Below are 26,212 nucleotides of genomic sequence, written 5' to 3' on the forward strand. Positions count from 1 at the left end.
GTGTTATTGAGCCGGATAATTGCCGTTTTGTTTTAAAATATCGGACCCTTTTTCAGAAAAAACAAACTCAAGGAATGCATCGACTTGAGCAGAGCGCTCCTTTGGAAGAATAAAGTAAAACCGTTTGATAATCGGATAATCACCTGCAATGCAGGACTGAATGTTAGGCTCCACACCGTCAAGTGTTAATGCGCGAAGCTCTCTTTTTTCAGAAATAAGCAAAGCCAAAGATGTCACCCCGATGCTGCCGGGTGTGTTCTCAATCTTGTCCACCGCTTCTTGATCCGTTGAAGCGAAAAGAAATCCCTGCTGGTTTTCGGCAATCTCTACCGCTTTTTTTAGTTCAGGAGAAAGGGCTTTTATCTGTTTGGTATTATCGTCTCCGGCCTGGCGGATAATGGGACGAATGGTGGAGCCGTCCGGCCATTGTTTTAAAACACCTTTATAAATGTCCACGAGTTGTGTTTGTGTGACGGCATCAATTTTTGTCCTGTTTGATACGGCAAAAACCGTTGGTGTACGGGCGTATTCAACGGCAACAAGTCCTTTTTCCAACTCAGCATCTTTTAAAGGCCGGGCACTGAGGCCGATCTGAATAGCGCCTTTAGGGACTGCTTTTATGGCACCGCTGCTTCCGATACTTGGCAGTAATGTAATTTGAACGTCTGGATTTGCTTCTTGATATGCTTGGGCAATCCATTTCATTGTGCCAAGGGCATTACCGGTTCCACCTATTGTTATGGCAGCTGAGCATGCAGCTATAGTGAAATAAAAAAATATAAGTGTTAAAACGAATACGGACAAGGAACAGTATTTTTGTTTTAAATGAATCATCACTTTTCCCCCCTTTTTTTTATTATAAACAGAGCTGAAAGTATAGCTCAGACCCAATTAATTTTCTATGAAAAATGGGAATTTAATATTCTCCCATATAATCCACAAGCATCCCTGTGGTCTGACGTAACCGCTGACTGATAAGCTTGGAGATTTTCCACAGCAGTTGGACCCCTAATTGTGGATCGTCCTGGGTCAGGCGAATCAGATTGTCCTGGGTCATGAAAAAAATTACGGTTTCTTTTACGGCGATGCCCGAGGCAGAGCGTGGCTCACCGTCGATCAAGGCCATTTCGCCAAAAGTCTGGGAACTGGTCAGGGTGGTGATCCGGGTGTTTTCCTTAATAATGTCAATGGCACCCTTGACGATAATTCCCAGGCTTTTGTCCGTATCCCCTTCCTTGAACACGATGGCACCCGGTTTAGCTATCACCGGTTCAATATAGAAACATATTTTTTTGGTATGTTCCCAGGAGAATTCCCTGGCCCATTTTGTTTTCTGGAGTACATGGGCATATCTGGCATATTTTTCCTGGGGCGGGCCAGCTGCATTCTGCCGATCATTAGGTTTCATGCTTTTTCCGGTCATTTGAGAATTGGATTTGTTGAGTATAAATTCCAGATCGGTTGAACTCAATGAATCCAACAGGCACTATTCCTTAGTGATAAATTCGTCCAGTTTGGTGAAAAGACTTTCAGGCCATTGTTCGGCTGTCAGAAACAGTTCTTTTTCTTCGGGCGTCAGACTTTCTTTAATAGCGGGGGGCAGGCTTTCATAGGCCTCTTGTCTGACTATTTCTGTTTTTTTATCCATTTTGTTCATCTCTTTTTTTATCCTCTGAATACAACAGCTTAAAAATTTAGGTAAAAAGTCTGGAAACCAGCGCGGTTACTGCAGTTTCCACCCGTAAAATCCGGGGACCCATGGTCATGGATTCAAACCCTTTGTTCACAAGGGTCTGGACTTCAAGATCAATAAAGCCGCCTTCCGGTCCGATCACAAGCACTGTATCAGAATTCAGCCCCACCGGACAGAAGGAGTGCGCTTTGGGATGGGCAAGAATTCTTTTTTTATTTCTACCCAGTTCCGGCAGTTCCTCTTTAACAAAGGGAGAGAAAAAACGTTTCAGGTGTACCCGGGGTACAAGGGTATCCCTGGCCTGGCAAAGACCTAGGGCAAGATGCCGCTCGATATCGGCTTGCAACAATACGCCCGAATCCCAGAAACTTTTTTCCACCCGCCGTGAATTAATCAAAAAAATTTCTTTCACGCCCAGGCTTGCAAGGCTTTGAAGGATACGTTTAAGCATCTTGGGGCGGGGTAACGACAGCACTAGGGTCAGGGGCAAAGGTGCCGGCGGGTCCTGGTCAAGGTTGACTTCCATTTCAACGGACTGCATATTTTCGGACACGATTAGACCGGTGCCTATTTTTGCATTTTTTCTTCCGCATACAAGGGTATCACCCGGTTTTGCCCCGAGCACCCGGATAATATGTCTGCACCGGTCATCCTGGAGCCTTACCCGATCAGGGCTTATGAAGTCGCGATCTTCCAGCAGTATAAGGTTCATGTCAGAAGGTAACGATTTCCATGTTTCTGATCAATGCCCGGAACTGTTTCATCCAGTCCGCACCGCCTGTTAGCTGTGCCAGTTCAACGGCCATGTGCACGGCAGTCACCTGGTTCTGGCGGCCTAAACCCTGGACACAGGAAGGGCAATTGGTCAATATTTTTGGCTTTACCGTACCCAGGCCCTGACGTGCCGTCTTTATGGCATCCTGTTTCCTTAAAAACATGTTGTAACTGATATCCGGCCGGGACAACGCCATGGTTCCGGCTTCAGAACAGCAGTAAGGCACGTCCCGGGCCTCAATTCCGGCCCGGGCCAACTTTGCAACTGCCATACCTTTCAAACTGTCATGGCAGGGGGCATGATAAAGGCAAGCTTGGGGCGTCGCTGCTGTCAGACCATGTTCAAACAGATATCCTGAAATATCAAACAGGCCTGCATCAAACAGGTCTGTTATACCCTGATCGGACAACGATTCCATGCAGGTGCCGCAGGAGACAATGCAGCCGGAAAACTCAAGGTCATTGAACATATCCCGAATCTGGGTCATGATAATGGTGTTCTCAAGCGACACTTTTTGGGCCTCCTTTTTCCGGGCATTGACCTTCAGCGGGTACCCGCAGCACATGTATGGGGGCGGCAGCACCACCTGGTGGCCCTGGCAAAGCAGCAGAAAAATGGTTGCCTTTGAGATATCGGAAAACATGCGCTCACTGCCGCATCCTGGAAAATAAAACACCGTGGAAATAACTTTTCCGGGAGGATTTATTAAAATGGCCTGGTTTCTGTCCGCAGGGGGCAGGTATGCCCGAAGCGTGGTAAGTCCGGGTTGGGATACCGGGGCGTGCAGCAACTTTAGTACTCTTTTTTCCTTTAACGCCGGTATCAAAGAGATGGGTTTTGCAACTTTCACCGCCGCACGCTGGGCAGAACTGCCGGCTGTCAAAAGCCCTGTACGAATGATCGGGTTCAATGTCTGGTTGCGGGTACCCAGATAGCCAAGGGTTAATTGGGTGGATACGGGCGTATGCTTGAAATCCATTTTTTTAAGGATTTCACGTTCCTCAATGGAAATAATCCCGGAATCAATATTTACCGGACACTTGTCAAGGCACTTGTGGCAAATGGTGCAGTGATCGGCAATCTGTTCAAGATTTTTGAGTACCTTGAATTTTGTGGACTGGATCCGCTGGGTAATGTAAAGCAACGCCTCGATCAAAGCGCCCAGGGCAAGGTTTTTATTCCTGGGATGGAAAAACATGTTCCTTGCCGGATAAAATACCGGGCACTGGGGCTTGCATTTGCCGCAGCGAACGCAATGGGAAATGTTTGCGGCAAGATCAGACAAAGATCCGTGCTTGAGGATCTGGGCCTCAAGTTTCATAAGATTAAATGACGGGGTGAACACTTTATTCAAAATATCAGGCTCGGACAATTTTCCCGGGTTCATCAGCCCGTTGGGGTCCACTTGTTTTCGATATGCGTCAAATTTCTTCACCTGATTCTCATCCAGGTATTTGAATTTGGTGATACCGATACCGTGCTCGCCGGAGACCACACCGTCAAGGGCCACAGCTTTTGCCATGACCTTATCCGCGGTCATGTGGGCCCGCGCAAGCATCTCCTTATCATTGGAAAACACCGGGATATTGACATGTACGTTGCCGTCCCCTGCATGCATGTGTGTGGCAATGACAACGAGACGGCTCAAGGTGTCATTGTAAATGCGTTCCACATTCGAGAGAACAAGGCTGTATCCATGCAGGTGATCCTGGATCTGGCCGTGGAAATTTTTGGTGTGAATAAAGGCTTCCAAGGCGTCCCGGGACGCAATGTCGAGCTTTTTACGGATACCGTAGGCAATATCCTTGATCCGGCCCACCTTTTTTCCTAACCACTGGGGATCGGAAAGGGGAATGGCCGTCTCAAGATATGTCAGGATATTTTGAATAATCCGGCCCTGGGTGTATTTTTTCTCTTCAACATTGGTTTGGTCAACAAACCTTACAAAATCGGCCAGACTGTCAATGGGCAGAACAATATCTTCGTTGAGCTTGAAGGCATTGGTATGAGCGGCAATGGCACCGAGCCGTTTGCGGTCTTCCCAGTAACGGGCCGCTTCGGCCCGGTCCTGGGCAATGGAGAGTCCGGTCTTGTCATAGGCTTCCAGGATTGTCTCTATACCACGCATACCCTGATCAAGGAGGGCTTGATCATTGGAAACCATATCAATGAGCAAAACGGCTTTCAGTCGGTCTCCCACGGACCGCTTGGTCTTGTATTTGATGGCTTTGATATATTCTTCGTCAAAATGTTCCAGGGCCATGAGCGCGGGATCGCTGTTATCAAACCGGGTACAGATTTCCCTAATCACCTTGCCTGCCTCGGTCATGTCATTGCCGAAAAATTCAATGCAGCAGGTCGCCTTGTGTGCAAACTCAGGGTAGAGGATAAATTCGGCCCAGGTGATGATGCCGTCACACCCCTCTTTCTGCAACCCGGGCAGACCGCCTAACACCTTATTGGTGACATCCTTGCCCAGTCCCTTTTTTCGGACATCCGCCCCGGTCAGTTCAATGGTTTTAAGGATCTTACCTTTCTCATCTTTCACCACAAAATTAAGCGTATCCTCGTACCGGATTTTGCGTAAGGGGTGGTCCTGGCGCGCCACGGTAAGCAGGTGACCGTCAGGCATGGTGATTCTGAAAGACAAGACATTGTCAATGGCGGTGCCGTAGAGCACGGCTGTTTTGCCGCCGGCATTTTCCGCCAGATTGCCGCCAATGGTGCAGGCCCAGGCAGAAGTGGGATCAGTGGCAAAAATATAGCCCTGGGCAGCGGCCGCATCCTTGGCATCCTGGGTGATGACGCCGGCTTCCATGGGCATCACGGCATACGCCATGCCGTCCTTTGTTTTGCGGTATTCAATGGGAAAAATTGTGTTCAGTTTCTCCGTATTGATCATAATGCAGTCCGGTGCCAGGGGCGTGGCCCCGCCGGTCAGCCCCGTGCCCCCGCCCCTGGGAATGATATGAAATCCTAATTTTTTTAATTTTCCGACCAGTGTGGGGATCTGGCCTTCCCGGTCCGGCCGCAGTACGGCTGCAGGCGAGTATCTTCGCCAGTCCGTAGCGTCCGTGGCATGGGATGTAATGTTAAAGGGGTCAAAGCAGATATTGGCCTTGCCGATCACAGGGGAAAGCAGCCGTGACATCCTTGCCTGTTCCTTTGCCACGGAATTTATTTGTGTTTTAAGCTGCCGGAGTGCGGATCTGCAGGCGTCAAGCACGATGCGGACCTCGTCGTGTTCGGCATGTCCGGCAATATTGAAAAGGTCATTTTCGAATTCGGCAAACAGCCGCCGTCTCAGCATGGGATGTTCCACCAGTTCCTGGAACAAAAAGGCATTCCTGCGAATGATGAAAAGGTCCCCCATGAAACGGTGGAGAAGGCGGGAGGAGCGTCCTGTGCCTTTAAGCGTTTCCAGAAGATGAATGGTGCTTAGGATTTCATTGCCGAATAAATGTACAATGATCTGGTCGTCACCGGCCGAGGTATAGTTAAACGGTATTTTTCTAAAAGGATCTCGCATAATACTTCAAAGATGGTCATCTTTAGCACCAAGTCAAAAATTAAATATCTTGCAGACGGGCCTGGACGTCAATTCTATTCATTGTGTTCCCGGGTTTTGTGGAACTCGATGTCCGGCCAGTCCTCCTTGGTAAACCCAAGCTGATATTCACTGGTGGTCATAAAGGTCAAGCGCCCTTCGGCATCCCGGGCCAGGCTGGATTCGTTTCTTCGTATAAAGTCATTAAAATAAGATTCGTTTTCGCATTCCACCCATCGGGCCACGGACAGGTCAATGGGCTCGTATCCTGCATTGACATTATACTCAGCCTTCAGCCGTGCCATGGTTACGTCAAACTGGAGTACACCCACGGCACCGATGATGTGCATGTTGCCATGCAAAGGGCGGAAGACCTGAATGGTACCCTCTTCCGCCAGTTGGGTCAGCCCCTTTGTCAGAGACTTGGCTTTCAAAGGGTCTTTAAGCAGCACGCGCCTGAAATGTTCCGGGGCAAAACTTGGAATGCCCAAAAATTTCAAGGGTTCTTTGGTGGTAAAGGTATCCCCGATCTTGATGGTGCCGTGGTTATGAATGCCGATAATATCCCCCGGATATGCCTCTTCCACATTGGAACGCTCCTGGGCCATGAAGATAGTGGCATTGGCAATTTTGATATCTTTTCCAATGCGGTGGTGCCGCACCTTCATGCCTTTGGTGAATTTTCCCGAACAGATCCTGAAAAATGCGATTCGGTCCCTGTGCTCGGGATCCATATTGGCCTGAATTTTAAATGTGAACCCTGAAAAAGCAGCTTCTGCCGGGTCCACATCCCGGGTCGCTGTGGGCCGCATTCCGGGGCATGGTGCAATCCGGACAAATGCGTCCAGCATCTCACGGACCCCGAAGTTATTGATGGCGGACCCGAAAAACACCGGGGTCTGGGTACCGTTGAGATAGAGATCAATATCAAAGGGCTCTGCAGCCACGGAAAGGAGTGCCACATCCTCGCGCAATTGATGGGCCAGGCTCTCCCCGATCATTTCATCCAGCATGGGGTCATCAAGGTCCTTAATCAATACCCCGTCGTCATTTTTAGGGGTGTATCCCGGTGTAAAAATTCCCAACTGCTGTTCTTCCAGATTATACACCCCTTTAAACCGCTTGCCCATGCCGATGGGCCAGGTCAAAGGTACGCACTCAATTTGCAGCTTATCCTCAATCTCCTGAAAAAGATCAAGGGGTTCAAGCCCCTCACGGTCCAGTTTGTTGATAAAAGTGATAATCGGCGTGTTGCGCATCCGGCATACTTCCATCAGCTTCTGGGTCTGAGGTTCCACCCCTTTGGCAGAGTCAATGATCATCACGGCACAGTCAACCGCAGTGAGCACCCGGTAGGTATCCTCACTGAAATCCTTATGTCCCGGGGTGTCCAGAAGATTGATTTCGTAATCTTTATAATTAAACTTCATTACGGAAGACGAGACGGAAATACCTCTTTCCTGCTCAATGGATAAAAAATCGGAGGTGGCGGCCCGGGCCGCTTTTCTGGATTTTACGGCACCGGCCTGCTGGATGGCACCACCGAACAACAGCAGTTTTTCCGTCAGCGTTGTTTTGCCGGCATCCGGATGGCTGATAATACCGAATGTTCTGCGTTTTTTTATCTCCGGTAATAATGTCTTGTCTATTTTATTATCTATGGGATTTGTCATGGATATGTCTTCAACCTGCCCGATTCATGCACAAGGCATTGAAATAGTAAAAATTAAGGGTGGAAATTTAACAGCATTTCGGCATAGAATCAAGCCTTTAAAAGATTTGTAGCACAATAATATTTTAGCATCACAGAAAAATATTGCATACAGTCTCCTTTTTATGAATTATGTACTCGAAATACTCTTTAGGAGTTGCAAAAAAATAGGTTTTTAGCCAATTTTTTATCTTGCCAAAACCATATAGATCTGTTAGAAACTTCTCCTGTTGCGCCCGTAGCTCAGCTGGATAGAGCAACGGACTTCTAATCCGTAGGCCGGACGTTCGAATCGTCTCGGGCGCGCCATTTAAAAGCCAACAGCCATAAGGCTTTCAGAGGCATCCTTGATCATCCAAGGGTGCCTTTTTTGTTTCCAAATTGGGCGATTGTGCCCGGATTTGTGCCCGTCTGATTATCCAGGTATTTTTCCTGTTTTGCCGTTGCCATCTTCAAATCAGAATCATTAAGGACCAAGGATTTAATAATTTCCGAATATGATCTCATGCATCTCCTCTACTGTCTTAGTAGTTATGCAAAAAAACAGCACTTCAAATTTTTGGAATGTTTAAAAAATATACAGATAGTGGTTGTGGACAGACTATAAATTCAGTATTCATATTCGATTATGACGATACAAACTTACTCTCCAGAGATAGAAGCGCAAATGCGTGATTTTTATAATAGCCTATCAGAAAAAGATCGGCGTTGTTATGCTGCCATTGAAACCTCAAAATTAGGACATGGCGGTGCGAGCTATATGCGTAGGCTTTTCGGTTGTGATGATCGCACCAGTTCGTCGGGGGCAACAGGGAGTTGGGGGCGAGTATATCCGGTGAAGCCCAACGCATTCGGAAGATAGGTGGAGGACGCAAATCACTCTTGGCAACGACTCAAGGATTGGATGATGCATTTTTAGAAGTAATACTCGATGATCCAGTTTTTTGGGATTAGACAATGTCACAATATTGGGAAATGTAAAGGCTGGTCAAGTCGATGGTATAATACCAACTATTCCAGCTGATATCTCACCCATCGGTTGGCCAGCCTCCACTGAGCAGAATAAAATAAGTTTTACTTGAATACAAGGGTTCCATTGCGATATATGCTTCATTTCTGCAAATAATAAATGAGGCGGATGTGTTAATAGAGAAGCTGTTGCCGTTTGTTGAAAATTATACCGAGTCACTGAATACTGAGTTAACAGAGTCTTCCCCTGGGATGACCTTAAGTAAATCACAAAAATTCTGGCTGGGTTTCTGCATCACTGGAATCATTTTAACCAACAGCATCAATTGGACTGCTTTTTCCCGTATCAGCATAGGACGGTATAAAAAAACAGCACTTTCCTGGATGTTTCGCCATTCTAAAATTGCTTGGGAGCATCTGTTCCACTTCAGTCTCAAAATTATTTTCAAAGTATATGGTATCACCAAAGGCGTTGTCAGTATTGATGATTCCGATAAAAAGCGCAGTAAATGCACAACAAAAATTTTTGGCGTCAACAAAATAAAAGACAAATCAACAGGCGGTTTTTGCATGGGGCAAAGTTTGGTATTTTTGGTATTGGTAACACCGAAAATAACCATTCCAATAGGCTACGCCTTTCATGTTCCTGATCCAAAAATCAGCGAATGGGTCAAGGAGGATAAAAGGTTAAAAAAGGCTGGAGTACCAAAATCAAAACGCTCGAAAAAGCCGGTGCGATCAGATGAATATCCAACTATTTCAAGTATTTCTATAGCTCTTTTAAAAACCTTTGTACAGCAACACCCTGAAATAAAAATAGAAGCAATTGTTGCAGATGCCTTGTATGGTAATGCTGAGTTCATGGATGAAGCTTCAAAAATTGCAGGAAGCGCTCAAGTCATTAGTCAAATAAGGTACAATCAAAATATTTCATTCAAAAACAGTAAAAAATCAGTGGAAAAATATTTTGAAAATATTCAACCGATTCAAAAAACCATACATATACGCGGAGGCAAAGGGGTTGTTGTACTTATTAAAAGTGCCAGAATACATGTGTGTGCCCATAGAAAAAAACGATTTGTCATTGCAATAAAATACACTGGAGAAGAGGACTATCGGTACCTTGTCGCTTCGGACCTGACCTGGCGATATGCTGATATAATAGATGCTTTTACACTCAGATGGTTAGTAGAGGTTTTTATTCAAGACCACAAGGGTAATGAAGGGTGGGGAAATTTGACCAAACAACCTGGTAAAGATGGGTCTTACAGAAGTTTGACCCTGAGCCTGTTGGTTGATCATTGTCTCCTCCTTCATCCGGACCAAGTGGCCTCGATAAATAACAAACTGCCCGCAAAAACTGTTGGCAGCCTATGTGATGTCGTCAAAGTTGACAGCATCTTATCCTTTGTCGAACAAATCATTCACAGTGATGACCCAGAATCCCATTTCAAGCAGATCTCGGTATTTTTAAAAGAGCATTTTGTAAAGTCAAATGATTCCAAAAAACACATGAATCTAAAACCTTGGGGAAATTATCAATCCTCCCCATCATTAAAATATAAAGCATTCTGTTAACATGGGGATAATAACTGGTAGATACGTTCCATGTCAATTTTTAAAAACTGGATCATCGTTGCGTCAAGCAAGCCCGAAGCATTGGGAAAGGAGGAAGTAAAGCCAGGAAATTTGCTATTGTTACCCAATGGGTGAGAGTCCCATCTGAATAAAGCATGGCCAGCAGTTCAGTAGCAATGCCCGAGGGTAAACCCGGAGACGGGAATCCTAAGCCGGGCATGAGTGAGGATGCAGGCCCTGTATTGAGCTCCGAAAAAAGTATTATTGTGGTCATTGGATAAATTCCCACCAAGCGTGGTGATGAAAGCCGACGTTCTCGATAAAACGGAAGGCAGCAGTTCTCTATACGTTCAGGCCAGAATAGAGGACACCACCGTAGTCTGAGACCAGGGCATGTATTCAAAGGGGTGGCTCGGGAACTTGAGAGAGCCCAAAGTTTCCTTGTATTATTGACGGTTCCAGGAGATCCGTACCAAAAAGAAAAAACTCCCGGTGTTCAGGACGATCGTTTTCCTCTTCTGAGCAAGTCTGGAATGCATATTTGGAATGTATTCCGGAGCTACAAATAAGGGGAACACACAAGGTATCAGGCGAGGAGAGCGAATAGCAAACAAACCTGAGATGGACTTTAGGCAGTCTTAGTGGAACATAGTACCGTTAATCAACGGAAATCCGTTGATTGGTAAGGTGGGGAAGTGATGTCCAAGCGACCCACTGCAGGGAAGGTGAAACCGGGCATAACGTTTTAAGGTGAAGAACTATGGAAGACACACAGAGGTCACAAACCACATCAGAACAGAACCGTAAAAGTGTGGAACAGACCACTCACAACAACCAGAACCGTTTAGCAGACGAGGATAAACCTCCGGTGCTTGTTGGGGAAGCATCTTTGCAAAAGATTGCCGGTATGGCAAGAGAGAATCCAGAAATGGTATTCACAGCAGTGGCACACAGAATAAACCTGCCATTACTGCATGAAGCCCACCGAAGGATTAAGAAAGGCAAGTCCATCGGTGTTGATGAAGTATCAGCCTCAGAATATGCGGTTGAGCTTGATAAAAACCTCTATAATCTACATCAGCGACTGAGCAGAGGTCAGTACGTTGCAACACCAGTGAAAAGAATATGGATAGAGAAAGACAACGGCAAAATGCGTCCAATCGGTATACCGGCATTTGAGGATAAGATTGTCCAAAAAGCTGTAGAGATGATACTGAGCGCTATATACGAGCCAAATTTCTATGACTTTTCTCATGGCTTTCGAGCCGGACACAGCCAGCACATGGCAATAAAGCAGCTGCGGGAAAGTTGCATAGAGTGTAACAGCAACTGGATTGTGAGTGCAGATATTACAGGATTATTTGATAACATTGACCACGGCCATCTAAGGGAATTCATAAAGCAACGGGTCAATGATGGTGGAATCATCCGGCTATTGGGAAAGTGGTTGAAAGCAGGTGTAATGGAAGAAGAAAATACTACCATTCAGAATCCGGCACGCCACAAGGCGGGGTCATATCTCCCGTACTGAGCAACATCTTTCTTCACAACGTGCTGGACGACTGGTTTGTTAAGGAAGTCCAGCCAAGAATGAAAGGTCGAAGTTTTATTATCAGGTTTGCTGATGATTGTGTGCCACGAAGGCAGACACTGTTGCAATAAACAGTGCAGCCATGCTGCACAAAAGATGAGGGAAGGCCCCTCGAAGCCGCCATGCAGGTGGAGGCTTCAAACCACCGTAAGCTGCGCCGGTTAAGAGCCGGGGTGGTGAGCGTTACGGAAAAGGCAGGACAAGATCTTGTCAGGTAGGTTCCAAGGAGACGAACGCAAGTGAATCACTATTGAAGTGTCGAAAGCGTAGGGATGAGGTCAAAACCGGGGGGTAGTCGTTAACCCGGGATAAGTTCGGCGGTTACCTGTTTACTGGCCGGGCGGCCTCCGGCATAAAGGTGGCGTGAACTTGGGACAGGCTTTTGTGTGGAACGTGGGAACCTGTCGCCCTGATGCTAAGGGAGAAATACAAGCGGAGGACCCGTAAGTATGAGAGTACCGATGCAGGGCACAGGGGCGGAGCGACCCGTAGTAGTGATGAAGATTCTGTAATGGAATTGGAGCGAAGGGGAAGCATTGACCAGCTTGAAGTAAAGAAAACAACTGGAAACAGGAGGATTGGATTGAACCAAGCAAAGCCGTTTTGTATTCCTAAACTTGAGGTTATGGAGGCATATGAACGGGTTAAAGCCAACAAAGGGGCTGCCGGTGTAGACGGACAGTCAATCGAAGAGTTTGAGTCTAACTTAAAGGACAATCTTTACAAGCTCTGGAATCGGATGTCCTCCGGCAGTTATTTCCCTCCTCCGGTAATGAGGGTGGAAATACCCAAGGGAGACGGTCGAATGAGGCCGTTGGGAATACCGACAGTGTCGGACAGAATCGCTCAGCAGATAGTCAAACAGCAATTGGAGCCGGAATTGGAAAAACATTTTCATCCGGATTCGTATGGCTATCGACCGGAGAAATCTGCTTTGGATGCAGTTGGGAAAGCCCGGGAGAATTGCTGGAAATATGACTGGGTATTGGATCTTGATATTAAAGGATTTTTCGATAATATTGACCATGATCTTTTGATGAAAGCAGTTCGGTATCACACGGATGACAGATGGGTGCTTCTGTATATAGAACGGTGGCTGAAAGCCCCTGTGATGATGACAGACCACACACTATTCCATCCAAAGAAGGGAACCCCGCAAGGAGGTGTTATCAGTCCCTTGCTGGCCAATCTCTTTTTGCATTATGCATTTGACAACTGGATGGAAAGGCAGTGCCCGGCCACACCGTTTGAGCGTTATGCGGATGATGCAGTGTGCCATTGTAAAAGCCTTGCCCAGGCTGAATATTTGCTTAGAAAGCTGAATGAGCGAATGGAGAATGTGGGACTGGAATTACATCCGGAGAAGACGAAAATAGTCTACTGCAAGGATACAGACCGGCAAAAGGATTATGCCCTGACAAGTTTTGATTTTCTGGGTTATACATTTCGTGCTCGGAAATCAAAGAACCGATGGGGAAAATTCTTCATTAATTTTTCTCCTGCTGTCAGCAATAAAGCAGCAAAAGCAATTCGGCAAACCTCACGAAAGTGGAATTGGCCCAGGCGCAGTGACAAGAGCCTGGAAGATTTAGCCCACATGTTCAATCCTGTCATTCAAGGTTGGATTAACTACTATGGCAGGTTTTATAAATCTGCACTCTACCCGGCCTTAAGGTGCCTGGATCGCCGGTTGGTGATTTGGGCAACAAGGAAATACAAACGTTTTAGGGGACATCGACGAAGGGCAAGTCAGTGGCTGGCTCGAATTGCACGAAGACAGCCAAATTTGTTTGCCCATTGGAGACTACTCTATGCATAGGCTGGTCAATAGGAGCCGGATGAGCGGAGACGTTCACGTCCGGTTCTGTGAGGGCCTGAGGGGGTGGTTCCCTCGGGCTACTCGACTTATAGCCGGTTTCGAGCTGGAAACAGATGCAGTTAAAACCATGACGGCAATGAGAAAGCGGTTTAACCGTTTTGGCCTTGAATTACATCCGGATAAGACTAAACTGATACGTTTCGGCCGACCAACAGCTAAAAGCTGTAAGGGAAACAAGCCTGGGACCTTTGATTTTCTTGGGTTTACCTTTTACTGGGGCAAATCACGACAGAACTACTGGGTGATTAAGAAAAAGACAGTTCAGAAAAGGCTCAGCCGATTCAATAAAAGAGTATGGGAGTGGTGCAAAGTAAACAGGCATAAACCTATACAGGAACAGCATGATTCTCTGTGCAGTAAACTCAGAGGGTATTATCAATACTTTGGAGTGATTTGTAACTATAAAGCGCTCTCAAAAGCACATTACTATGTTACAAAGGCCTGGAGGTTCTGGCTGAGCAGAAGATGTCACAAAGGAAAAGTGAAATTTCAAGAGCTGGCTGCAAAATATCCACTACCCAAGCCAAGAATAATCCATAGTTTCTGAATGTCGATAGGATAGCACAGTTATGCGCCAAACGGGGAAACCCGTTTGATCTTCAGCTTGGTAAAAAGAGCTGAAGCTGAGGAACCGTATGCGGGAGTTCCGCACGTACGGATCTGTGGGGGAGGCATCGGGTAACCGATGCTTCTACCCGGAAGTAATAAAAAACCATACCGCTGGTTCTCCAATGGATGAGACTATAAAATGGACCAATCTATCTCGTCCTGCCATCGCTGAAAAACTTAAAGAACACAATTTTCCAGTGAGTGTTACCGTGGTTGATCAATTACTGGAAAAGCATCATTTCCATTCCCGCCAAGCATTTAAATCAGAGGCAGGCAAAAAAAACATTCCCCAACGAGATGAACAATTTAAAAATATTCAGCGACTTAATCAAAAATATCATGAAGAGGGCCATCCCGTGTTAAGTATGGATGTAAAAAAAAAGAATTGATTGGGAATTTTTTTCGTTCAGGAAAGCTTTATACACAAGAACCTATTCGTGTAAATGATCACGATTTTGTCTCAAATTCAGACGGCAAAGTGGCCCCTCATGGACTATATGACATCTATCGGAATATTGGTTATGTCACTTTGACCACAAGCCATGATACTTCTGAATTTGCCTGCGAGTGTATTCGGCGGTGGTGGTTAACTTACGGAAAATATGATTATTCCGGATCTAATTCGTTATTGTTACTTTGTGATTGTGGGGGAAGCAATAATGTTCGTTATTATATTTTCAAAGAAGATTTGCAAAAATTGTCGGATGAATTAAAAATCAAAATTCGTATTGCTCATTTTCCACCGTACACATCAAAGTATAACCCCATTGAACATCAATTGTTCCCGCATATCACAAGGGCATGTAAAGGTGTTATTTTTAAGAGTATCGAAATCGTTAATGATTTCGTAGCAAAAACAAAAACATCTACGGGGTTGAAGGTTTTTACGTCTATCCTTGATAAAAATTTTAAAACTGGTCGTAAAGTAGCGGACGATTTTAAAAAAAATATGAGAATTCAGTTTGATGAATATTTACCGCAATGGAACTATGTTGCTCTTCCTACGGCAATTAGCATTTAGGATGTTATTAAATCCGCATTCCTAACAATGTTATACCTGTTTTGACGGGTTTTGATTGCCATAGCATGCCGCCTTTCACTTTCATGAAAAAAATTAACCTAATTTTTTGATCTAACTATCCCTTCCACTCTGGAGTTTTGATTTATCTAATCAGAAAACCCTGCTTATTTTTTCCAGCCGCCAAACAGATGAAGATGCAGGTGGAAGATCTCCTGGCCCCCGCCTTTTTCCACATTAAAGAGCAGCTTATACCCGGATTTGTTTATCCCCTCTTTTTGGGCCATCTTTGCGGCCAGGGTGAAAAGTCCTCCAACGAGTTCAGTATGCGCAGGTTGAATGTCGTTAACGCTGCGGATATGGGTTTTGGGCACGATCAGCAGGTGGACGGGGGCCTTGGGGTGGATATCCCTGAACACCACATAGTCGCCGTCCTCATAGAGCATGTCGCTGGGAAGTTCATGGTTTACAATTTTACAGAAAAGACAATCGTCAGGCATGTTTTTTCTCCAATACAATATTTTTAATCCAAACAGGCGTCAGGAAAGCCCATTAATGGCTTCCATGAGATTTTCCATGGCTGTTGTGGCGTTCTCCTGGATGAATATATCCGTTATCCAGTTGGTATATTCCGACGGTTCCGGGTTGATCTCTATGATGGTGGTGCCGCCGTCCTTGGCCCTGGGGGGGATTATATTGGCAGGTGCCACCGTGCCTGTGGTGCCGATAAGTATCATGCAGTCCGCTTTCTGCGACGCCTCAAAAGACTTGGACGCCGCATATTCGGGAATGGCCTCCCCGAAAAACACCACATCCGGCTTCATCAGACCACCGCAAGTCAAGCAGGTGGGGGGCAGACGATTCATGTCCACCCGGGCCACATTCACTTTTTGTCCGCAGTTCAGGCAGACGATCTGTTTTAACGACCCGTGGAATTCGTAAACTTCTTTGTTGCCGGCATCCTTGTGCAGGTTGTCGATATTTTGAGTGATGACTGATTTTAACAGGCCCCGCTGCTCCATCTCCGCCAGGGCATAGTGGGCGGTGTTGGGCAGGACCTGGCCGAACAGGTCATAGAAAATATCCCTGAGGATCATCCACGCCTTGGCCGAGTCCTGGAGAAAATAATCAATTTCAAAGGTTTTGGGATCATATTTATTCCACAGCCCGTTTCTGCCCCTAAACGGCGGAATGCCGCTTTCAACGGAAATCCCGGCCCCGGTAAAGGCCACACAATAGCGGGCATCAATAATTTGTTTGGCGGCTTCTTGATAAATATTCATGGCATATCATTACCTTCCGGGGTTTACACTTGACCAGGGGATTGTTATTTTATTTAGTTTAAGGACTAAAGATAACTAAATTTTGATATGGCGTAAAGGTAAATCAAAACACAGATGAATGCAGACAATGGACGATTTCCGGCAAAACAGCATAATCCCGCAGCCACCCTTACCGTGGACCAGGTGGCCGAAAACCTTTCAGCCTTTGCCATTGACAGGGCTGACATAAAATCGCTTTTAGGAACGATCCCCGAAGGGCATCCCATAGACATGAACCGCCTGGAATATGAACTGGCCATTCTTAAAATTCTTAGTGTGGGGTGGGGGCTTGCCTTTTTCATGCCGGCAACAGATATCAATAAGACGCCTTTGACCCAGACATTTTGGGAACAGATCCGGGAGATTGCCAACAATGTGTCAACCCTGACCGAAACCACCACAGGCACCCGGGTCGATTATTTCGGCATACTCAAGGAACGACTGGATACGTTTGTACAGCAGATGAAGGAAAAACAGACCAAGGGCGCTGATCCCAGCGGTGTCATGGGACCTGTGTTTGCCAATGCCTGCGGCGTCCCGGATGATCCCATGGCCATCCTTGCCGGAACCAAAATGTTTGCCCTGACCCTGGCGGCGGTCAAAGAGTATTTGGCTGCCGTAAAAATAGAAGAGATCACCATTCATTGATCCATAATTACCTAACAGGCTCTAAAAACAGGCATCTTTTTTCGCTATGATTGATGATCGGACAAAATTTACGATACAGGCCGTGATCTGGGTCAATGTGATCATGTATGCCCTGTCCCTGCTGTTCTCCCGGGGACTTCACTTCACCCTGAATCCCTTAACAGCCCTGGCACCGTCCACTGATGCCCTGATTTTCCTTGGTGCTTCCGGGACCGTGCCCCTGGCTTATTCTCATGACTGGAGCAGTATTTTCACCGCAAACTGGCTGCACGGCAGCCTGTTGCACATCCTTTTCAACATGATGGCGCTTCGCACCCTTGCTCCGCTCACGGCAAAGGAATTCGGGGTCTACCGGATGCTGTCCATCTATATCCTCTCCGGTGCCGGCGGTTTTTTCCTCTCCTGCGTGGGCGGTGTGCCTTTGACCATTGGGGCCTCTGCCGGTCTTTGCGGGTTGATCGGTGCCCTGTTTTATTTTGGCTGGTCCCGGGGCGGCATCTGGGGAAAAATGGTATTTGATCAGACCAAGTCCTGGATTTTCAGCCTGGTGCTGATTGGACTGATCCTGCCGAACATTAACAACTGGGGCCATGGCGGCGGGTTTGCCGCAGGCTTTATCCTGGCGTTCCTATTTGGGTATGAGGAGTGCCGCAGATCCGGAAAAATAGACATCCTTATTTGCACAGGCATGTCCGTGTTTACCTGTTTTCTTCTCTTTCGGTCAGTTTTCCAAGGCTTTGAACTCATTCTGAAATAACGAGCGCCAAAGGCGCTTTGCCCTTTTGCTTCAAGTTTCTTGCAATTAGCGTTTTAGGCGCATGGTCAAAATTAAATCCGCCACAGATGCGGCGGATTTTAAGTCGCCATCAAGGCAGGCCAATGGACGCATATTTGAGATATCTCTCCACAGCTCTATCCTTTAAGACAGGGTTTGCGTGCTGCAGTCACCTCGTCCAGCCGTGTTACCTTAGGAAGATGGGGTGCTGATTTCAGTTTCTCCGGGTTTGAAGCCGCCTCTTTAACAATGGCTTTTACCGCCTCAATGAACTGGTCAATGTCATCTTTGGATTCGGTTTCAGTGGGCTCCACCATAAAGGCGGCATCCACCACCAGGGGGAAATATACTGTGGGAGGATGAAATCCGTAATCCAAAAGACGTTTGGCCATATCCATGGTGCTGATATGGTGTTCCTGAACGCTTTTGTCGGTAAACACACATTCGTGCATGCAGGGCCTGTCATAGGGCAGATCCAGGGTGGTTTTAAGGCTTTCCTTAATGTAATTGGCATTGAGTACGGCAAGCTGGGAAGCACGCTTCAGGCCGTCGCCACCCATGGACAGAATATAGGCAAAGGCCCTGACCATGATGCCGAAATGGCCATAAAAGGTGTGCATCCGACCGATGCTGTCGGGACAATTTGTAATAAAGGAATAGGTATCGTTTTCCTTTTGAACTCTTGGCACGGGAAGGAAGGGAATCAGAGCTTTAACCACGGCCACCGGTCCGGAACCGGGTCCGCCACCGCCATGGGGGGTGGAAAAGGTTTTGTGAAGATTTAAATGGAGCACATCAATGCCAAGTTCGCCGGGTTTGATGATTCCCATGACGGCATTCATGTTGGCACCATCGCCATAGACAAGGCCGCCCTTGGCATGGACGATATCACAGACCTCCTTGATGTTGTCTTCAAACAGACCCAGGGTGTTGGGATTGGTAATCATGATGCCGGCGGTATCTTCGTCCATGGCCTCGGCAACCGTAGCAGGTTCCAGGACTCCTTTGGGCCCTGATTTGATATTCACGGATTTATATCCGCAAAGAGTTGCAGACGCCGGATTCGTGCCATGGGCCGTATCCGGGACGAGAATTTTTGAACGTTGCCTTCCCTGTTTGGCGTGCCAGGCATGGATCATGAGCATGCCGGTGAACTCCCCATGGGCCCCGGCCGCCGGCTGCAGCGTGACGGCGGGAAACCCCGTGATCTCTCCGAGCAGTTGCTCCAACTCATACATCAGCTTTAACGCCCCCTGGGAAAATTGATCCCCGGCCAGGGGATGGGCTGCGGCAAAGCCTTTGCGTGCTGCCTGGACCTCATTGGTTTTGGGGTTGTATTTCATGGTGCAGGACCCCAGAGGGTACATGCCGGAATCTATACTAAAATTCCATTGGGACAACCGTACAAAATGGCGGACCACATCAAGTTCGGAAAGTTGCGGAAGTTCCGGTGCATCACCGGTAAGTGCCGGATCAAGATCAGTTCTCGGTACATCACTTCTTGGCATGGAGATGCCGCATCTGCCTTCCCGGCTTTTTTCCCACAGTTCAGGTTCGTTAAATATAAGGCCGGTTGTGCCTGGCTGTGTCATGATTGTACCTCCTTTGCCAAAAGGTCCATGGCCTGTCTGGACACGGTTTCCGTGGCGCAGAAAAGATAATGGTCCGCCATGTCCGGGTAAAAGGGTTCAAGGGGGACCCCTGCAAACAAATTGTATTTTTCGGCAATCTCCCTGCGTTTGTCCGCAAATCCGGCAGGGGCTTTAAGGACAAACTCATTGAAAAAAGCACCGCTGTAAACTGACTGAAGTCCGGCTCCCACAAGCATGTTTTTCAGGTAAACAGCCTTGTCGTGATTAAGCCGGGCAATTTCCCTGATTCCGTTTTTTCCGGCCGCAGCCATATATATGGCGGCGGTCATGGCGTTGAGTCCGTTATTTGAGCAGATATTGGAAGAGGCTTTTTCCCTGCGGATATGCTGCTCCCTGGTGGCCAGGGTCAGTACATACCCCCTGCGGCCCTTGGAATCGACGGTTTTTCCCACAAACCGACCGGGAAGATTTCTCATCATTGACTGTGCGCCGGCTAAAATGCCAAGTCCCGGACCGCCAAAACTCTTGGTCATGCCAAGGCTTTGACCTTCTCCGGCAACAAGATCGGCGCCAAAGTGCCCGGGACTTTTCAGCAGCCCATGGGCCAACGCTTCGGTGAATGAGGTGATCAACAGGCAGTTTTTTTCATCGGCACAGGCCTTAAAACTGCCAAGATCTTCAATGTTTCCAAAAAAGTTAGGGGACTGAACCGCCACCCCTGCAATGTCATCCATGGATTTAAATGCAGCCAGATCCGTCAGGCCGTTTTTATCTGCCGGTATGTCAACCATTTCATATCCGGATGGCCCCAGATAGGTCTTCATGATGTGGCGATGGGAGGGATGAATAAGATTTGATACCGCGATTTTATTTGCGTTTTTTGATTTACGAAGGGCAATAAGCGCGCATTCTGCCAGGGCTGTACCGCCATCGTAATGGGATGCCGTGGCAATATCCATACCTAAAAGCGCTGTAACCATGGTTTGAAATTCATAGATACCCTGCAAAGTGCCCTGGCTTACTTCGGGCTGGTAAGGGGTGTAGGCCGTCATAAATTCGGACCTGGAAACAAGGTAGGGCACAATGGCAGGAATGTGGTGGTCGTAGGAACCGGCTCCCATCAGGCATGTATATGATCTGCATGCCGCATTTTGTGAGGCCAGTTCTTCCATTTCGGCATTTAAATCCCATTCGCTTAACGCGTCCGGCAGGTTTAACCCGGTCTTTGTTTTGGCAGAATCGGGGATGGTTTCAAATAGCTGATTCAGATCGGCGTGGCCGGTTACAGCCAGCATCTGATCGATATCCTGTCTGGTATGCGGCAGATAACGCATGGCATTTATCCTTTCAGCATTTCAAGGTATGCGGCCTGGTCTTTAAGCTTGTCCATTTCGGACAGATCGTCGGGTTTAATTTTGACAAGCCAGCCCTTGTTGTAGCAGTCGGTGTTGACAAGCTCCGGCGCATCTTCAAGTTCTGAATTTACCTCAACGATTTCACCTGCAATGGGAAGAAAAATTTCAGATACCGCTTTAACGGACTCCACACTGCCAAATTCGTTTCCCTGGGCAAAGGTGTCACCAATTTCCGGCATTTCCACAAAAACAATTTCGCCAAGCTGATCCTGGGCATAGTCAGAAATGCCCACACGGACCAAATCGCCTTCAACCTTTGCCCATTCATGATCATCGGTGTATTTAACATCTGATGGGAAACTAAGTTCTTCAATGGATTTCATATTGCCTCCTCATTTTATACTAAAGTCTATGTAAGTTACTCAGATCTTTCAAGCTTTATTGTCGGCTATGCCTGGCAGTTGATATGTCAGGTCGGCCCATGGCTGTTATTTAAAATGTTTGATTGCAAGCCTTGCTGTCCTGTCGGGCCGAATGTCGGAAACAAGCCGGACCGCGATTTTACGTTTGCCTTCGACAAGGGTGAGCCGGGTGCCCATATCAAGGGGCTGATTCACCATGACAAATCCGCAGGCAAGCCCTTTTATTGTGAGATCCGGGGGCAGATTGGGCGTGTTGACACTGATAATTGTGTCTTCATGCCAAAAGATCCCCATGTCCGTTGCGCACGTCAACACCCTTCCAATATCTTCGCCCTGTTCGGTGAGAACCCGTGCGGCATCCCCTGCCGTCACCTTTCTTAAAGAGTCCCCGACAAAAGCATAGGTAAAGGATTGTTGCTTGAGATCCATAAGACTTTGAGACCCTAAAAATGTCTTGGTAAACCGCCGGGTACCGGCCTTAAAGGGCAGGGCAAACTCCCAGGGGTGATTGATAAAGGGGAAATGCCCAATGTCCTGGTGGGATAGGGGCAGGCATGCACCGGCCCTTAAGGAATCCCGGGCACCCAGGCCGCAGGGTATCAGGCCATAGGGGGAACCGGCATCCAAAAGATTGCACCACAGTTTTTCAACTTTATCGGGCGCAATGAAAATCTCAAAGCCAAATTCACCGGTATATCCGGTTCTTGACACAATGACAGGGGTGCCGTCAACAAGGTTTACCCCATTGGAAGCCTCAGGCTCCAGCTCCCCTTTGAAGGAGAAATAGGGCATTTTGTTGAAGACATTTTCTTTGTCCCGGATCACTCCCGACACGATCTTCAAGGCATTTTTCCCCTGGACATCCAGTTTGGCAAGCTGATCTGATAAATCTTTTATTTCCACGGATTTTTCGTCACTGTGTAAAACCAGATGCCGGGTAATTGATGCCCCCATGCCTGCATTGACGCAGACCATGAAGCTCACATCAGAGAATCTATAAACAATGGCATCATCAATGCAGTGCCCCTGGGCATCTAAAAACGCGCCGTAAGCACACCGACCCGATGACAGGTCGCTGATATGTCTGGTAAAGCAGAAATCAAGCAGGGCAGGGGTGTCTTTTCCCCGTACCCGGATACAGTCCATATGGGATGTGTCAAACATACCCGCGGATATAAGCACGGCAAGATGCTCGGTTTTAACCCCGGTATCATACCATAGCGGCATGTCAAATCCCCCGAAATCAGCCATATTGGCTCCGGCATTCCTGTGCCATGCGTGTAATGGTGTTTTTCTCAGATTATCGGTCATGATAAAATCCCTTTTCGATGACATATATACTGTTATATTTTAGAAAATGTACGGCACTTTCAGGTTGTATGATTTGTAAACCACAAACGTCTCAACGGAATCTATCCCATCAATTTTTGAAATTTCCTCGGTGTAGAATTCAAGCAGATCAAAGCCTTCTTTAAACAAAACCAGCACCATGAGGTCATATCGTCCTGTAACCACGGAAACGGAAATGACACCTTTCAGGCGGCTGATCTCTTCTCCTTTTTCCACCAGGTTTGTTTCAGACAGCTTAATTCCCACAATTACGCTTCTATGGCCCGGCAGCTTAGCCGGGTCCACAAGTCCACAAAATTCGAGTACGCCTTCTTCCTGAAGTTTAAGGACCCGGGATCTTACGGTATTTTCCGTAACGCCCAACTTGTCGGCTATTTTTTTGAAAGGTTTTTTACCTTCCTTGAGCTCTCTGATAATATTGATATTGGTATCATCAATTTTCACCATCATCGGCGCCGGCCCCGGCGGTTACGCTGCCGCGCTGAGAGCAGCCGGCCTTGGAGCTCAAGTGACCTTGAAAATATTAGGTACGCCGCTGCATGGATAATGAAAAAAGTCTAACTGACGGGCGGGTTCACATTAAATTCGCTCATTTTATATAACAGGGTTTTATAAGAGACTTTTAAAATTTTTGCAGCTTTGGATCGGTTCCACCCCACTTTTTCAAGCACAAAAACGATCGCGTCCTTTTCCGCTCTGTCGGATGCCCGTTTCTTTATTTTTTTTAAAGAGATATCTTCAAACAATTTTTCGGAACTTGTAGACAGGTCTACAAATTCTGAAATGCTCCTCATCCTCAGGTTTCCAGATTCACTATCAAATAAATAATCAGGCGAATGCGTGGCAGAACCTGCTAATTTCGCCTGGGATGTATATTCTGAAGGCAATGTTTCAGGCGTGGATGCTTCATCAGGTAACTCTTCAAAAATTTTATCCCAGGAATTGAGCACCATCAGTTTTTTTATGCAGTTCTGCAACTGGCGCACATTACCGGGCCAGTCATAACTGCAAAGGCGGGCCATGGTCTGGCTGTCAGGCTTTTCTGCATGGGCTTTCGGGTGTTGTGACAAGTATCTTTTAAAGTAATATTCAACCAGGGCGGGGATATCCTCGGGACGTTCGCGAAGGGGCGGAATGTCTATTTTAATAATATTAAGCCGGTAAAAAAGATCTTCTCTAAAAGTTTTGTTTTTTATCTTTTCTTCAAGGCACTGGTTGGTTGCCGCGATGACCCAAACATCCGTTTTAAAATCCTGGTCCGATCCAAGAGGAGAGAACTCCCCGCTTTGAAGCACATGAAGCATTTTCGATTGAAGGGAGAGGGGCATATCCCCGATTTCGTCAAGAAAAAGAACCCCCTTGTCTGCGGTTAGAAATTTTCCGTAACGTTTTTTGTGTGCCCCGGTAAAAGCGCCCTTTTCATAGCCATAAAGTTCTGATTCCAGAAGGGTTTCAGGCAGGACTGCACAATTTATTTTTACAAAATTATTTTTAGACCGATTCGATTCAGCATACAGAGTCTGGGCAACCACTTCCTTTCCAACACCGGTTTCTCCTGTAATCAGGATGTTCAGACAGGTTTGAGCCACATGGTTGATCAGTTCCTTGATTTTCAGCATAGAGGTGGAGACGCCTATCAGCGGGGTTGGTGAAGTCATATTTTATAACACTCTCTTTTTCCTAATTTTCTTTACGTCCTATAAGTTCGGCAACCTTGCGTTCAATTTTAAACAGGTCAACAGGTTTGAAAATAACAATATCAGCACGGGCTTCGGACGCAAGCGCCCCGGGGTGCCCCCCATACCCAGTCATGGCAATGGTTTTAATATTATGGAATTCATTTTTTACAATGGAAATCAACCCGACACCACTGATGTTGGGCATGACTAGGTCAGTGATCAGACAATCGAAATAATCGGGTTTCTCTCTGAGAATTTTTAAAGCGTCAAATCCGTCCGCCGCAGTCTTGACTTCATATCCAAGAGAGTTGAAAAATTCATAAAAAGTAGACAAAATATCTTCGTTATCGTCCACGATTAGAAGTCGATCCGGATTTGACATATCAGCCTCTTTGTAAATAGAAATGTATAATTCTTTATGTCCATATCTCAATCTTCTTAGTATATGCAAGGGAAAAAAATACAAATGTGAAAAAAAATATCCAATTCGCTGAGCAAAGCAAAAAAACAAAAAAATGGACTGTTTTAAGTGTCTTGCCTAAAAATAAAATTCATACTATAAATTTGGGCCTGACAAAATTTCAGGTGTCGGATAGACACTTTCTACTGTTTTGCAATTGTTGGTATCGATATAGTAACAAGGAAATTCAATGAAAAAATCAATTATCAGGGGCTCAGGTTTTTTTGTACCGCCCCATATTGTCACCAATCAGGATCTGACCGAATTTATGGACACTTCTGATGAATGGATCCGCCAGCGTACCGGCATCCACCAACGACACTGGATTACCAAGGAAGACGCCTGCGGAGCATCGGATTTGGCGACCCAAGCCGCCCGCATGGCACTGGATAAAGCGGGTTGGCAACCCAACGATCTGGATTTTATAATTTTTGCCACCTTAAGTCCGGATATCATGTTTCCGGGAGGCGGGTGTCTTTTAGCGCGAAATCTTGAGCTTGATTCCACACCGGCCCTGGATATTCGCCAACAGTGCACCGGATTTTTGTACGGATTTGCCACAGCCGATTCCTATATCAAATCCGGACTTGCCTCCAAGGTTCTTTTGGTAGGTGCGGAAGTACATTCCTCAGGACTTGACAAATCCACCCGGGGCAGGGACGTGACGGTGATTTTCGGTGATGGGGCCGCCGCCATATGTATCGAAGCGGTTGACACGGATGAAAACGTGGGACTGATTGCCTCGGCATTGCATGCGGACGGGCATTTTGCGGATACCTTAAAAACTGAATTGCCTGCTTCCAATCTTTTCAAACGGTTGCCCGATGATCTTCCCATTGATGATCCCCGATATTATCCGGTTATGGACGGACCTGTCATATTTAAAAAAGCTGTTCGCATGCTGCCCAAGGTGACCATGGAAGTACTGGAAAAAGCAGGAATGAATTTGTCTGATATTGACCTTGTGGTGCCCCACCAGGCCAATAAACGTATTAACCAGGCCTTTGGCCAATTCCTTAAGCTGCCCGAAGATAAAATTTTTCATAATATTGAAAAATACGGCAACACCACGGCTGCCAGTATTCCTTTGGCGCTCCATGAAGCCATTGAAACCGGCCGTATCGGCAACTCCGGGGATGTTGTACTCTTTGCCGCCCTTGGTGCCGGTCTGACCTGGGGGGCCTCCCTTTATAAATTCCCCTGATTTTTTTTATCCTGTTCCGGGGATGTTTTGTTTCC

At 46.8% G+C, this 26,212-nt stretch carries 26 protein-coding genes, 1 tRNA gene and 1 pseudogene; 12 read left to right on the forward strand and 16 right to left on the reverse strand.

What is annotated here, in order from left to right; translation table 11 throughout:
• Positions 1-3: 3 nt before the first annotated feature.
• The 6 genes from DESPODRAFT_RS10840 to DESPODRAFT_RS10860 all read right to left on the reverse strand — a co-directional run bounded on the left by DESPODRAFT_RS10840 (position 4) and on the right by DESPODRAFT_RS10860 (position 7,688).
• Complete coding sequence (locus DESPODRAFT_RS10840; protein WP_004073470.1) at positions 4-834, reverse strand: substrate-binding domain-containing protein; 831 nt, start codon at positions 832-834, stop codon at positions 4-6.
• Positions 835-916: 82 nt separating this feature from the next.
• Positions 917-1,408 (reverse strand): cyclic nucleotide-binding domain-containing protein, encoded by a 492-nt coding sequence (locus DESPODRAFT_RS10845; protein WP_052314741.1) that lies wholly within the window; start codon positions 1,406-1,408, stop codon positions 917-919.
• Positions 1,409-1,486: 78 nt separating this feature from the next.
• Positions 1,487-1,648, reverse strand: a complete 162-nt coding sequence (locus DESPODRAFT_RS20350; RefSeq protein WP_172635726.1) for a hypothetical protein — start codon at positions 1,646-1,648, stop codon at positions 1,487-1,489.
• Between the two features lie 46 nt (positions 1,649-1,694).
• Entirely contained in the window at positions 1,695-2,405 is a 711-nt protein-coding gene (locus DESPODRAFT_RS10850; protein WP_004073475.1) for a 16S rRNA (uracil(1498)-N(3))-methyltransferase, read from the reverse strand.
• A 1-nt stretch (position 2,406) separates the two neighbouring features.
• Complete coding sequence (locus tag DESPODRAFT_RS10855; RefSeq protein ID WP_004073476.1) at positions 2,407-5,997, reverse strand: DUF3683 domain-containing protein; 3,591 nt, start codon at positions 5,995-5,997, stop codon at positions 2,407-2,409.
• A 74-nt stretch (positions 5,998-6,071) separates the two neighbouring features.
• Positions 6,072-7,688, reverse strand: a complete 1,617-nt coding sequence (locus DESPODRAFT_RS10860; RefSeq protein WP_004073477.1) for a peptide chain release factor 3 — start codon at positions 7,686-7,688, stop codon at positions 6,072-6,074.
• A 270-nt stretch (positions 7,689-7,958) separates the two neighbouring features.
• On the opposite strand from DESPODRAFT_RS10860, the gene DESPODRAFT_RS10865 reads away from it, so the two are divergent.
• Positions 7,959-8,035: transfer RNA gene (locus tag DESPODRAFT_RS10865), tRNA-Arg, on the forward strand.
• A 42-nt stretch (positions 8,036-8,077) separates the two neighbouring features.
• On the opposite strand, the gene DESPODRAFT_RS20045 is transcribed toward DESPODRAFT_RS10865, so the two are convergent.
• Positions 8,078-8,233: a hypothetical protein gene (locus DESPODRAFT_RS20045; RefSeq protein WP_004073478.1), complete on the reverse strand. Its 156-nt coding sequence runs from the start codon at positions 8,231-8,233 to the stop codon at positions 8,078-8,080.
• Between the two features lie 633 nt (positions 8,234-8,866).
• Here DESPODRAFT_RS20045 and DESPODRAFT_RS10870 point away from each other — a divergent pair.
• From DESPODRAFT_RS10870 to DESPODRAFT_RS10890, 8 genes and pseudogenes are all read left to right on the forward strand, one after another.
• The gene (locus DESPODRAFT_RS10870) at positions 8,867-10,273 is read left to right on the forward strand and encodes a hypothetical protein (RefSeq protein WP_004073479.1); all 1,407 of its coding nucleotides are present in this window, start codon (positions 8,867-8,869) and stop codon (positions 10,271-10,273) included.
• Between the two features lie 155 nt (positions 10,274-10,428).
• The gene (locus DESPODRAFT_RS21470; RefSeq protein ID WP_280985088.1) at positions 10,429-10,554 is read left to right on the forward strand and encodes a hypothetical protein; all 126 of its coding nucleotides are present in this window, start codon (positions 10,429-10,431) and stop codon (positions 10,552-10,554) included.
• Between the two features lie 479 nt (positions 10,555-11,033).
• Positions 11,034-11,804 (forward strand): reverse transcriptase domain-containing protein, encoded by a 771-nt coding sequence (locus DESPODRAFT_RS10875; RefSeq protein ID WP_052314695.1) that lies wholly within the window; start codon positions 11,034-11,036, stop codon positions 11,802-11,804.
• Positions 11,717-11,935 (forward strand): reverse transcriptase domain-containing protein, encoded by a 219-nt coding sequence (locus DESPODRAFT_RS21725; protein WP_353740109.1) that lies wholly within the window; start codon positions 11,717-11,719, stop codon positions 11,933-11,935. The genes DESPODRAFT_RS10875 and DESPODRAFT_RS21725 overlap by 88 nt, the downstream gene beginning before the upstream one ends.
• 3 nt (positions 11,936-11,938) lie before the next feature.
• Complete coding sequence (locus DESPODRAFT_RS20355; RefSeq protein ID WP_172635710.1) at positions 11,939-12,082, forward strand: hypothetical protein; 144 nt, start codon at positions 11,939-11,941, stop codon at positions 12,080-12,082.
• Positions 12,083-12,276: 194 nt separating this feature from the next.
• On the forward strand, positions 12,277-13,683 hold the full coding sequence (gene ltrA, locus DESPODRAFT_RS10880) for a group II intron reverse transcriptase/maturase (protein ID WP_004072687.1): 1,407 nt from the start codon (positions 12,277-12,279) through the stop codon (positions 13,681-13,683).
• Positions 13,684-13,702: 19 nt separating this feature from the next.
• Positions 13,703-14,290, forward strand: coding sequence for an RNA-dependent RNA polymerase family protein (locus DESPODRAFT_RS10885; protein WP_083843624.1), 588 nt, complete (start codon positions 13,703-13,705; stop codon positions 14,288-14,290).
• 184 nt (positions 14,291-14,474) lie between these two features.
• Positions 14,475-15,373 (forward strand): annotated as a pseudogene (locus DESPODRAFT_RS10890) (ISAzo13 family transposase).
• A 164-nt stretch (positions 15,374-15,537) separates the two neighbouring features.
• Here DESPODRAFT_RS10890 and DESPODRAFT_RS10895 read toward each other — a convergent pair.
• Positions 15,538-15,870, reverse strand: coding sequence for a histidine triad nucleotide-binding protein (locus tag DESPODRAFT_RS10895; protein ID WP_004073482.1), 333 nt, complete (start codon positions 15,868-15,870; stop codon positions 15,538-15,540).
• 39 nt (positions 15,871-15,909) lie between these two features.
• A complete protein-coding gene (locus DESPODRAFT_RS10900; protein ID WP_004073484.1) occupies positions 15,910-16,653 on the reverse strand; it encodes an NAD-dependent deacylase in 744 nt (247 codons plus the stop codon).
• A 114-nt stretch (positions 16,654-16,767) separates the two neighbouring features.
• On the opposite strand from DESPODRAFT_RS10900, the gene DESPODRAFT_RS10905 reads away from it, so the two are divergent.
• Together DESPODRAFT_RS10905 and DESPODRAFT_RS10910 are read left to right on the forward strand one after the other, a co-directional pair.
• Positions 16,768-17,340 carry a hypothetical protein gene (locus DESPODRAFT_RS10905; protein WP_004073485.1) on the forward strand — a complete coding sequence of 191 codons (573 nt, stop codon included), beginning with the start codon at positions 16,768-16,770 and terminating at the stop codon, positions 17,338-17,340.
• A 46-nt stretch (positions 17,341-17,386) separates the two neighbouring features.
• The gene (locus DESPODRAFT_RS10910) at positions 17,387-18,097 is read left to right on the forward strand and encodes a rhomboid family intramembrane serine protease (protein ID WP_004073487.1); all 711 of its coding nucleotides are present in this window, start codon (positions 17,387-17,389) and stop codon (positions 18,095-18,097) included.
• Positions 18,098-18,252: 155 nt separating this feature from the next.
• On the opposite strand, the gene gcvPB is transcribed toward DESPODRAFT_RS10910, so the two are convergent.
• From gcvPB to DESPODRAFT_RS10945, 7 genes are all read right to left on the reverse strand, one after another.
• Positions 18,253-19,707, reverse strand: a complete 1,455-nt coding sequence (gene gcvPB / locus DESPODRAFT_RS10915) for an aminomethyl-transferring glycine dehydrogenase subunit GcvPB (RefSeq protein WP_004073490.1) — start codon at positions 19,705-19,707, stop codon at positions 18,253-18,255.
• Entirely contained in the window at positions 19,704-21,041 is a 1,338-nt protein-coding gene (gene gcvPA, locus DESPODRAFT_RS10920; RefSeq protein WP_004073492.1) for an aminomethyl-transferring glycine dehydrogenase subunit GcvPA, read from the reverse strand. The genes gcvPB and gcvPA overlap by 4 nt, the downstream gene beginning before the upstream one ends.
• Positions 21,042-21,046: 5 nt before the next feature.
• Entirely contained in the window at positions 21,047-21,445 is a 399-nt protein-coding gene (gene gcvH / locus DESPODRAFT_RS10925; RefSeq protein WP_004073494.1) for a glycine cleavage system protein GcvH, read from the reverse strand.
• Positions 21,446-21,550: 105 nt separating this feature from the next.
• Complete coding sequence (locus DESPODRAFT_RS10930; RefSeq protein WP_004073496.1) at positions 21,551-22,795, reverse strand: aminomethyl transferase family protein; 1,245 nt, start codon at positions 22,793-22,795, stop codon at positions 21,551-21,553.
• A gap of 39 nt (positions 22,796-22,834) precedes the next feature.
• Positions 22,835-23,284 (reverse strand): Lrp/AsnC family transcriptional regulator, encoded by a 450-nt coding sequence (locus DESPODRAFT_RS10935; protein WP_004073498.1) that lies wholly within the window; start codon positions 23,282-23,284, stop codon positions 22,835-22,837.
• Between the two features lie 107 nt (positions 23,285-23,391).
• Positions 23,392-24,492: a sigma-54 interaction domain-containing protein gene (locus DESPODRAFT_RS10940; RefSeq protein ID WP_004073500.1), complete on the reverse strand. Its 1,101-nt coding sequence runs from the start codon at positions 24,490-24,492 to the stop codon at positions 23,392-23,394.
• A gap of 22 nt (positions 24,493-24,514) precedes the next feature.
• Positions 24,515-24,895, reverse strand: coding sequence for a response regulator (locus DESPODRAFT_RS10945; RefSeq protein ID WP_004073501.1), 381 nt, complete (start codon positions 24,893-24,895; stop codon positions 24,515-24,517).
• Between the two features lie 268 nt (positions 24,896-25,163).
• Between DESPODRAFT_RS10945 and DESPODRAFT_RS10950 the strand changes: the two genes are divergently transcribed.
• Positions 25,164-26,177: a 3-oxoacyl-ACP synthase III family protein gene (locus DESPODRAFT_RS10950; protein ID WP_004073502.1), complete on the forward strand. Its 1,014-nt coding sequence runs from the start codon at positions 25,164-25,166 to the stop codon at positions 26,175-26,177.
• The last annotated feature ends 35 nt before the right edge of the window (positions 26,178-26,212 follow it).

Source organism: Desulfobacter postgatei 2ac9, assembly GCF_000233695.2.
In the GTDB taxonomy this organism is placed as follows: Bacteria; Desulfobacterota; Desulfobacteria; order Desulfobacterales; family Desulfobacteraceae; genus Desulfobacter; species Desulfobacter postgatei.

Coding starts and splice junctions, on each gene's coding strand:
- DESPODRAFT_RS20045 (WP_004073478.1), bottom strand. CDS start 8,233: ATGAGATCATATTCGGAAATTATTAAATCCTTGGTCCTTAATGATTCT.
- DESPODRAFT_RS10950 (WP_004073502.1), top strand. CDS start 25,164: ATGAAAAAATCAATTATCAGGGGCTCAGGTTTTTTTGTACCGCCCCAT.
- DESPODRAFT_RS10855 (WP_004073476.1), bottom strand. CDS start 5,997: ATGCGAGATCCTTTTAGAAAAATACCGTTTAACTATACCTCGGCCGGT.
- gcvH (WP_004073494.1), bottom strand. CDS start 21,445: ATGAAATCCATTGAAGAACTTAGTTTCCCATCAGATGTTAAATACACC.
- ltrA (WP_004072687.1), top strand. CDS start 12,277: ATGCTAAGGGAGAAATACAAGCGGAGGACCCGTAAGTATGAGAGTACC.
- DESPODRAFT_RS10840 (WP_004073470.1), bottom strand. CDS start 834: ATGATTCATTTAAAACAAAAATACTGTTCCTTGTCCGTATTCGTTTTA.
- DESPODRAFT_RS10905 (WP_004073485.1), top strand. CDS start 16,768: ATGAATGCAGACAATGGACGATTTCCGGCAAAACAGCATAATCCCGCA.
- gcvPB (WP_004073490.1), bottom strand. CDS start 19,707: ATGACACAGCCAGGCACAACCGGCCTTATATTTAACGAACCTGAACTG.
- DESPODRAFT_RS10940 (WP_004073500.1), bottom strand. CDS start 24,492: ATGACTTCACCAACCCCGCTGATAGGCGTCTCCACCTCTATGCTGAAA.
- gcvPA (WP_004073492.1), bottom strand. CDS start 21,041: ATGCGTTATCTGCCGCATACCAGACAGGATATCGATCAGATGCTGGCT.
- DESPODRAFT_RS20350 (WP_172635726.1), bottom strand. CDS start 1,648: ATGGATAAAAAAACAGAAATAGTCAGACAAGAGGCCTATGAAAGCCTG.
- DESPODRAFT_RS10945 (WP_004073501.1), bottom strand. CDS start 24,895: ATGTCAAATCCGGATCGACTTCTAATCGTGGACGATAACGAAGATATT.
- DESPODRAFT_RS10935 (WP_004073498.1), bottom strand. CDS start 23,284: ATGATGGTGAAAATTGATGATACCAATATCAATATTATCAGAGAGCTC.
- DESPODRAFT_RS10910 (WP_004073487.1), top strand. CDS start 17,387: ATGATTGATGATCGGACAAAATTTACGATACAGGCCGTGATCTGGGTC.
- DESPODRAFT_RS10895 (WP_004073482.1), bottom strand. CDS start 15,870: ATGCCTGACGATTGTCTTTTCTGTAAAATTGTAAACCATGAACTTCCC.
- DESPODRAFT_RS10860 (WP_004073477.1), bottom strand. CDS start 7,688: ATGACAAATCCCATAGATAATAAAATAGACAAGACATTATTACCGGAG.
- DESPODRAFT_RS10845 (WP_052314741.1), bottom strand. CDS start 1,408: ATGAAACCTAATGATCGGCAGAATGCAGCTGGCCCGCCCCAGGAAAAA.
- DESPODRAFT_RS10930 (WP_004073496.1), bottom strand. CDS start 22,795: ATGACCGATAATCTGAGAAAAACACCATTACACGCATGGCACAGGAAT.
- DESPODRAFT_RS21470 (WP_280985088.1), top strand. CDS start 10,429: ATGGCCAGCAGTTCAGTAGCAATGCCCGAGGGTAAACCCGGAGACGGG.
- DESPODRAFT_RS10885 (WP_083843624.1), top strand. CDS start 13,703: ATGAGCGGAGACGTTCACGTCCGGTTCTGTGAGGGCCTGAGGGGGTGG.
- DESPODRAFT_RS10875 (WP_052314695.1), top strand. CDS start 11,034: ATGGAAGACACACAGAGGTCACAAACCACATCAGAACAGAACCGTAAA.
- DESPODRAFT_RS10850 (WP_004073475.1), bottom strand. CDS start 2,405: ATGAACCTTATACTGCTGGAAGATCGCGACTTCATAAGCCCTGATCGG.
- DESPODRAFT_RS10900 (WP_004073484.1), bottom strand. CDS start 16,653: ATGAATATTTATCAAGAAGCCGCCAAACAAATTATTGATGCCCGCTAT.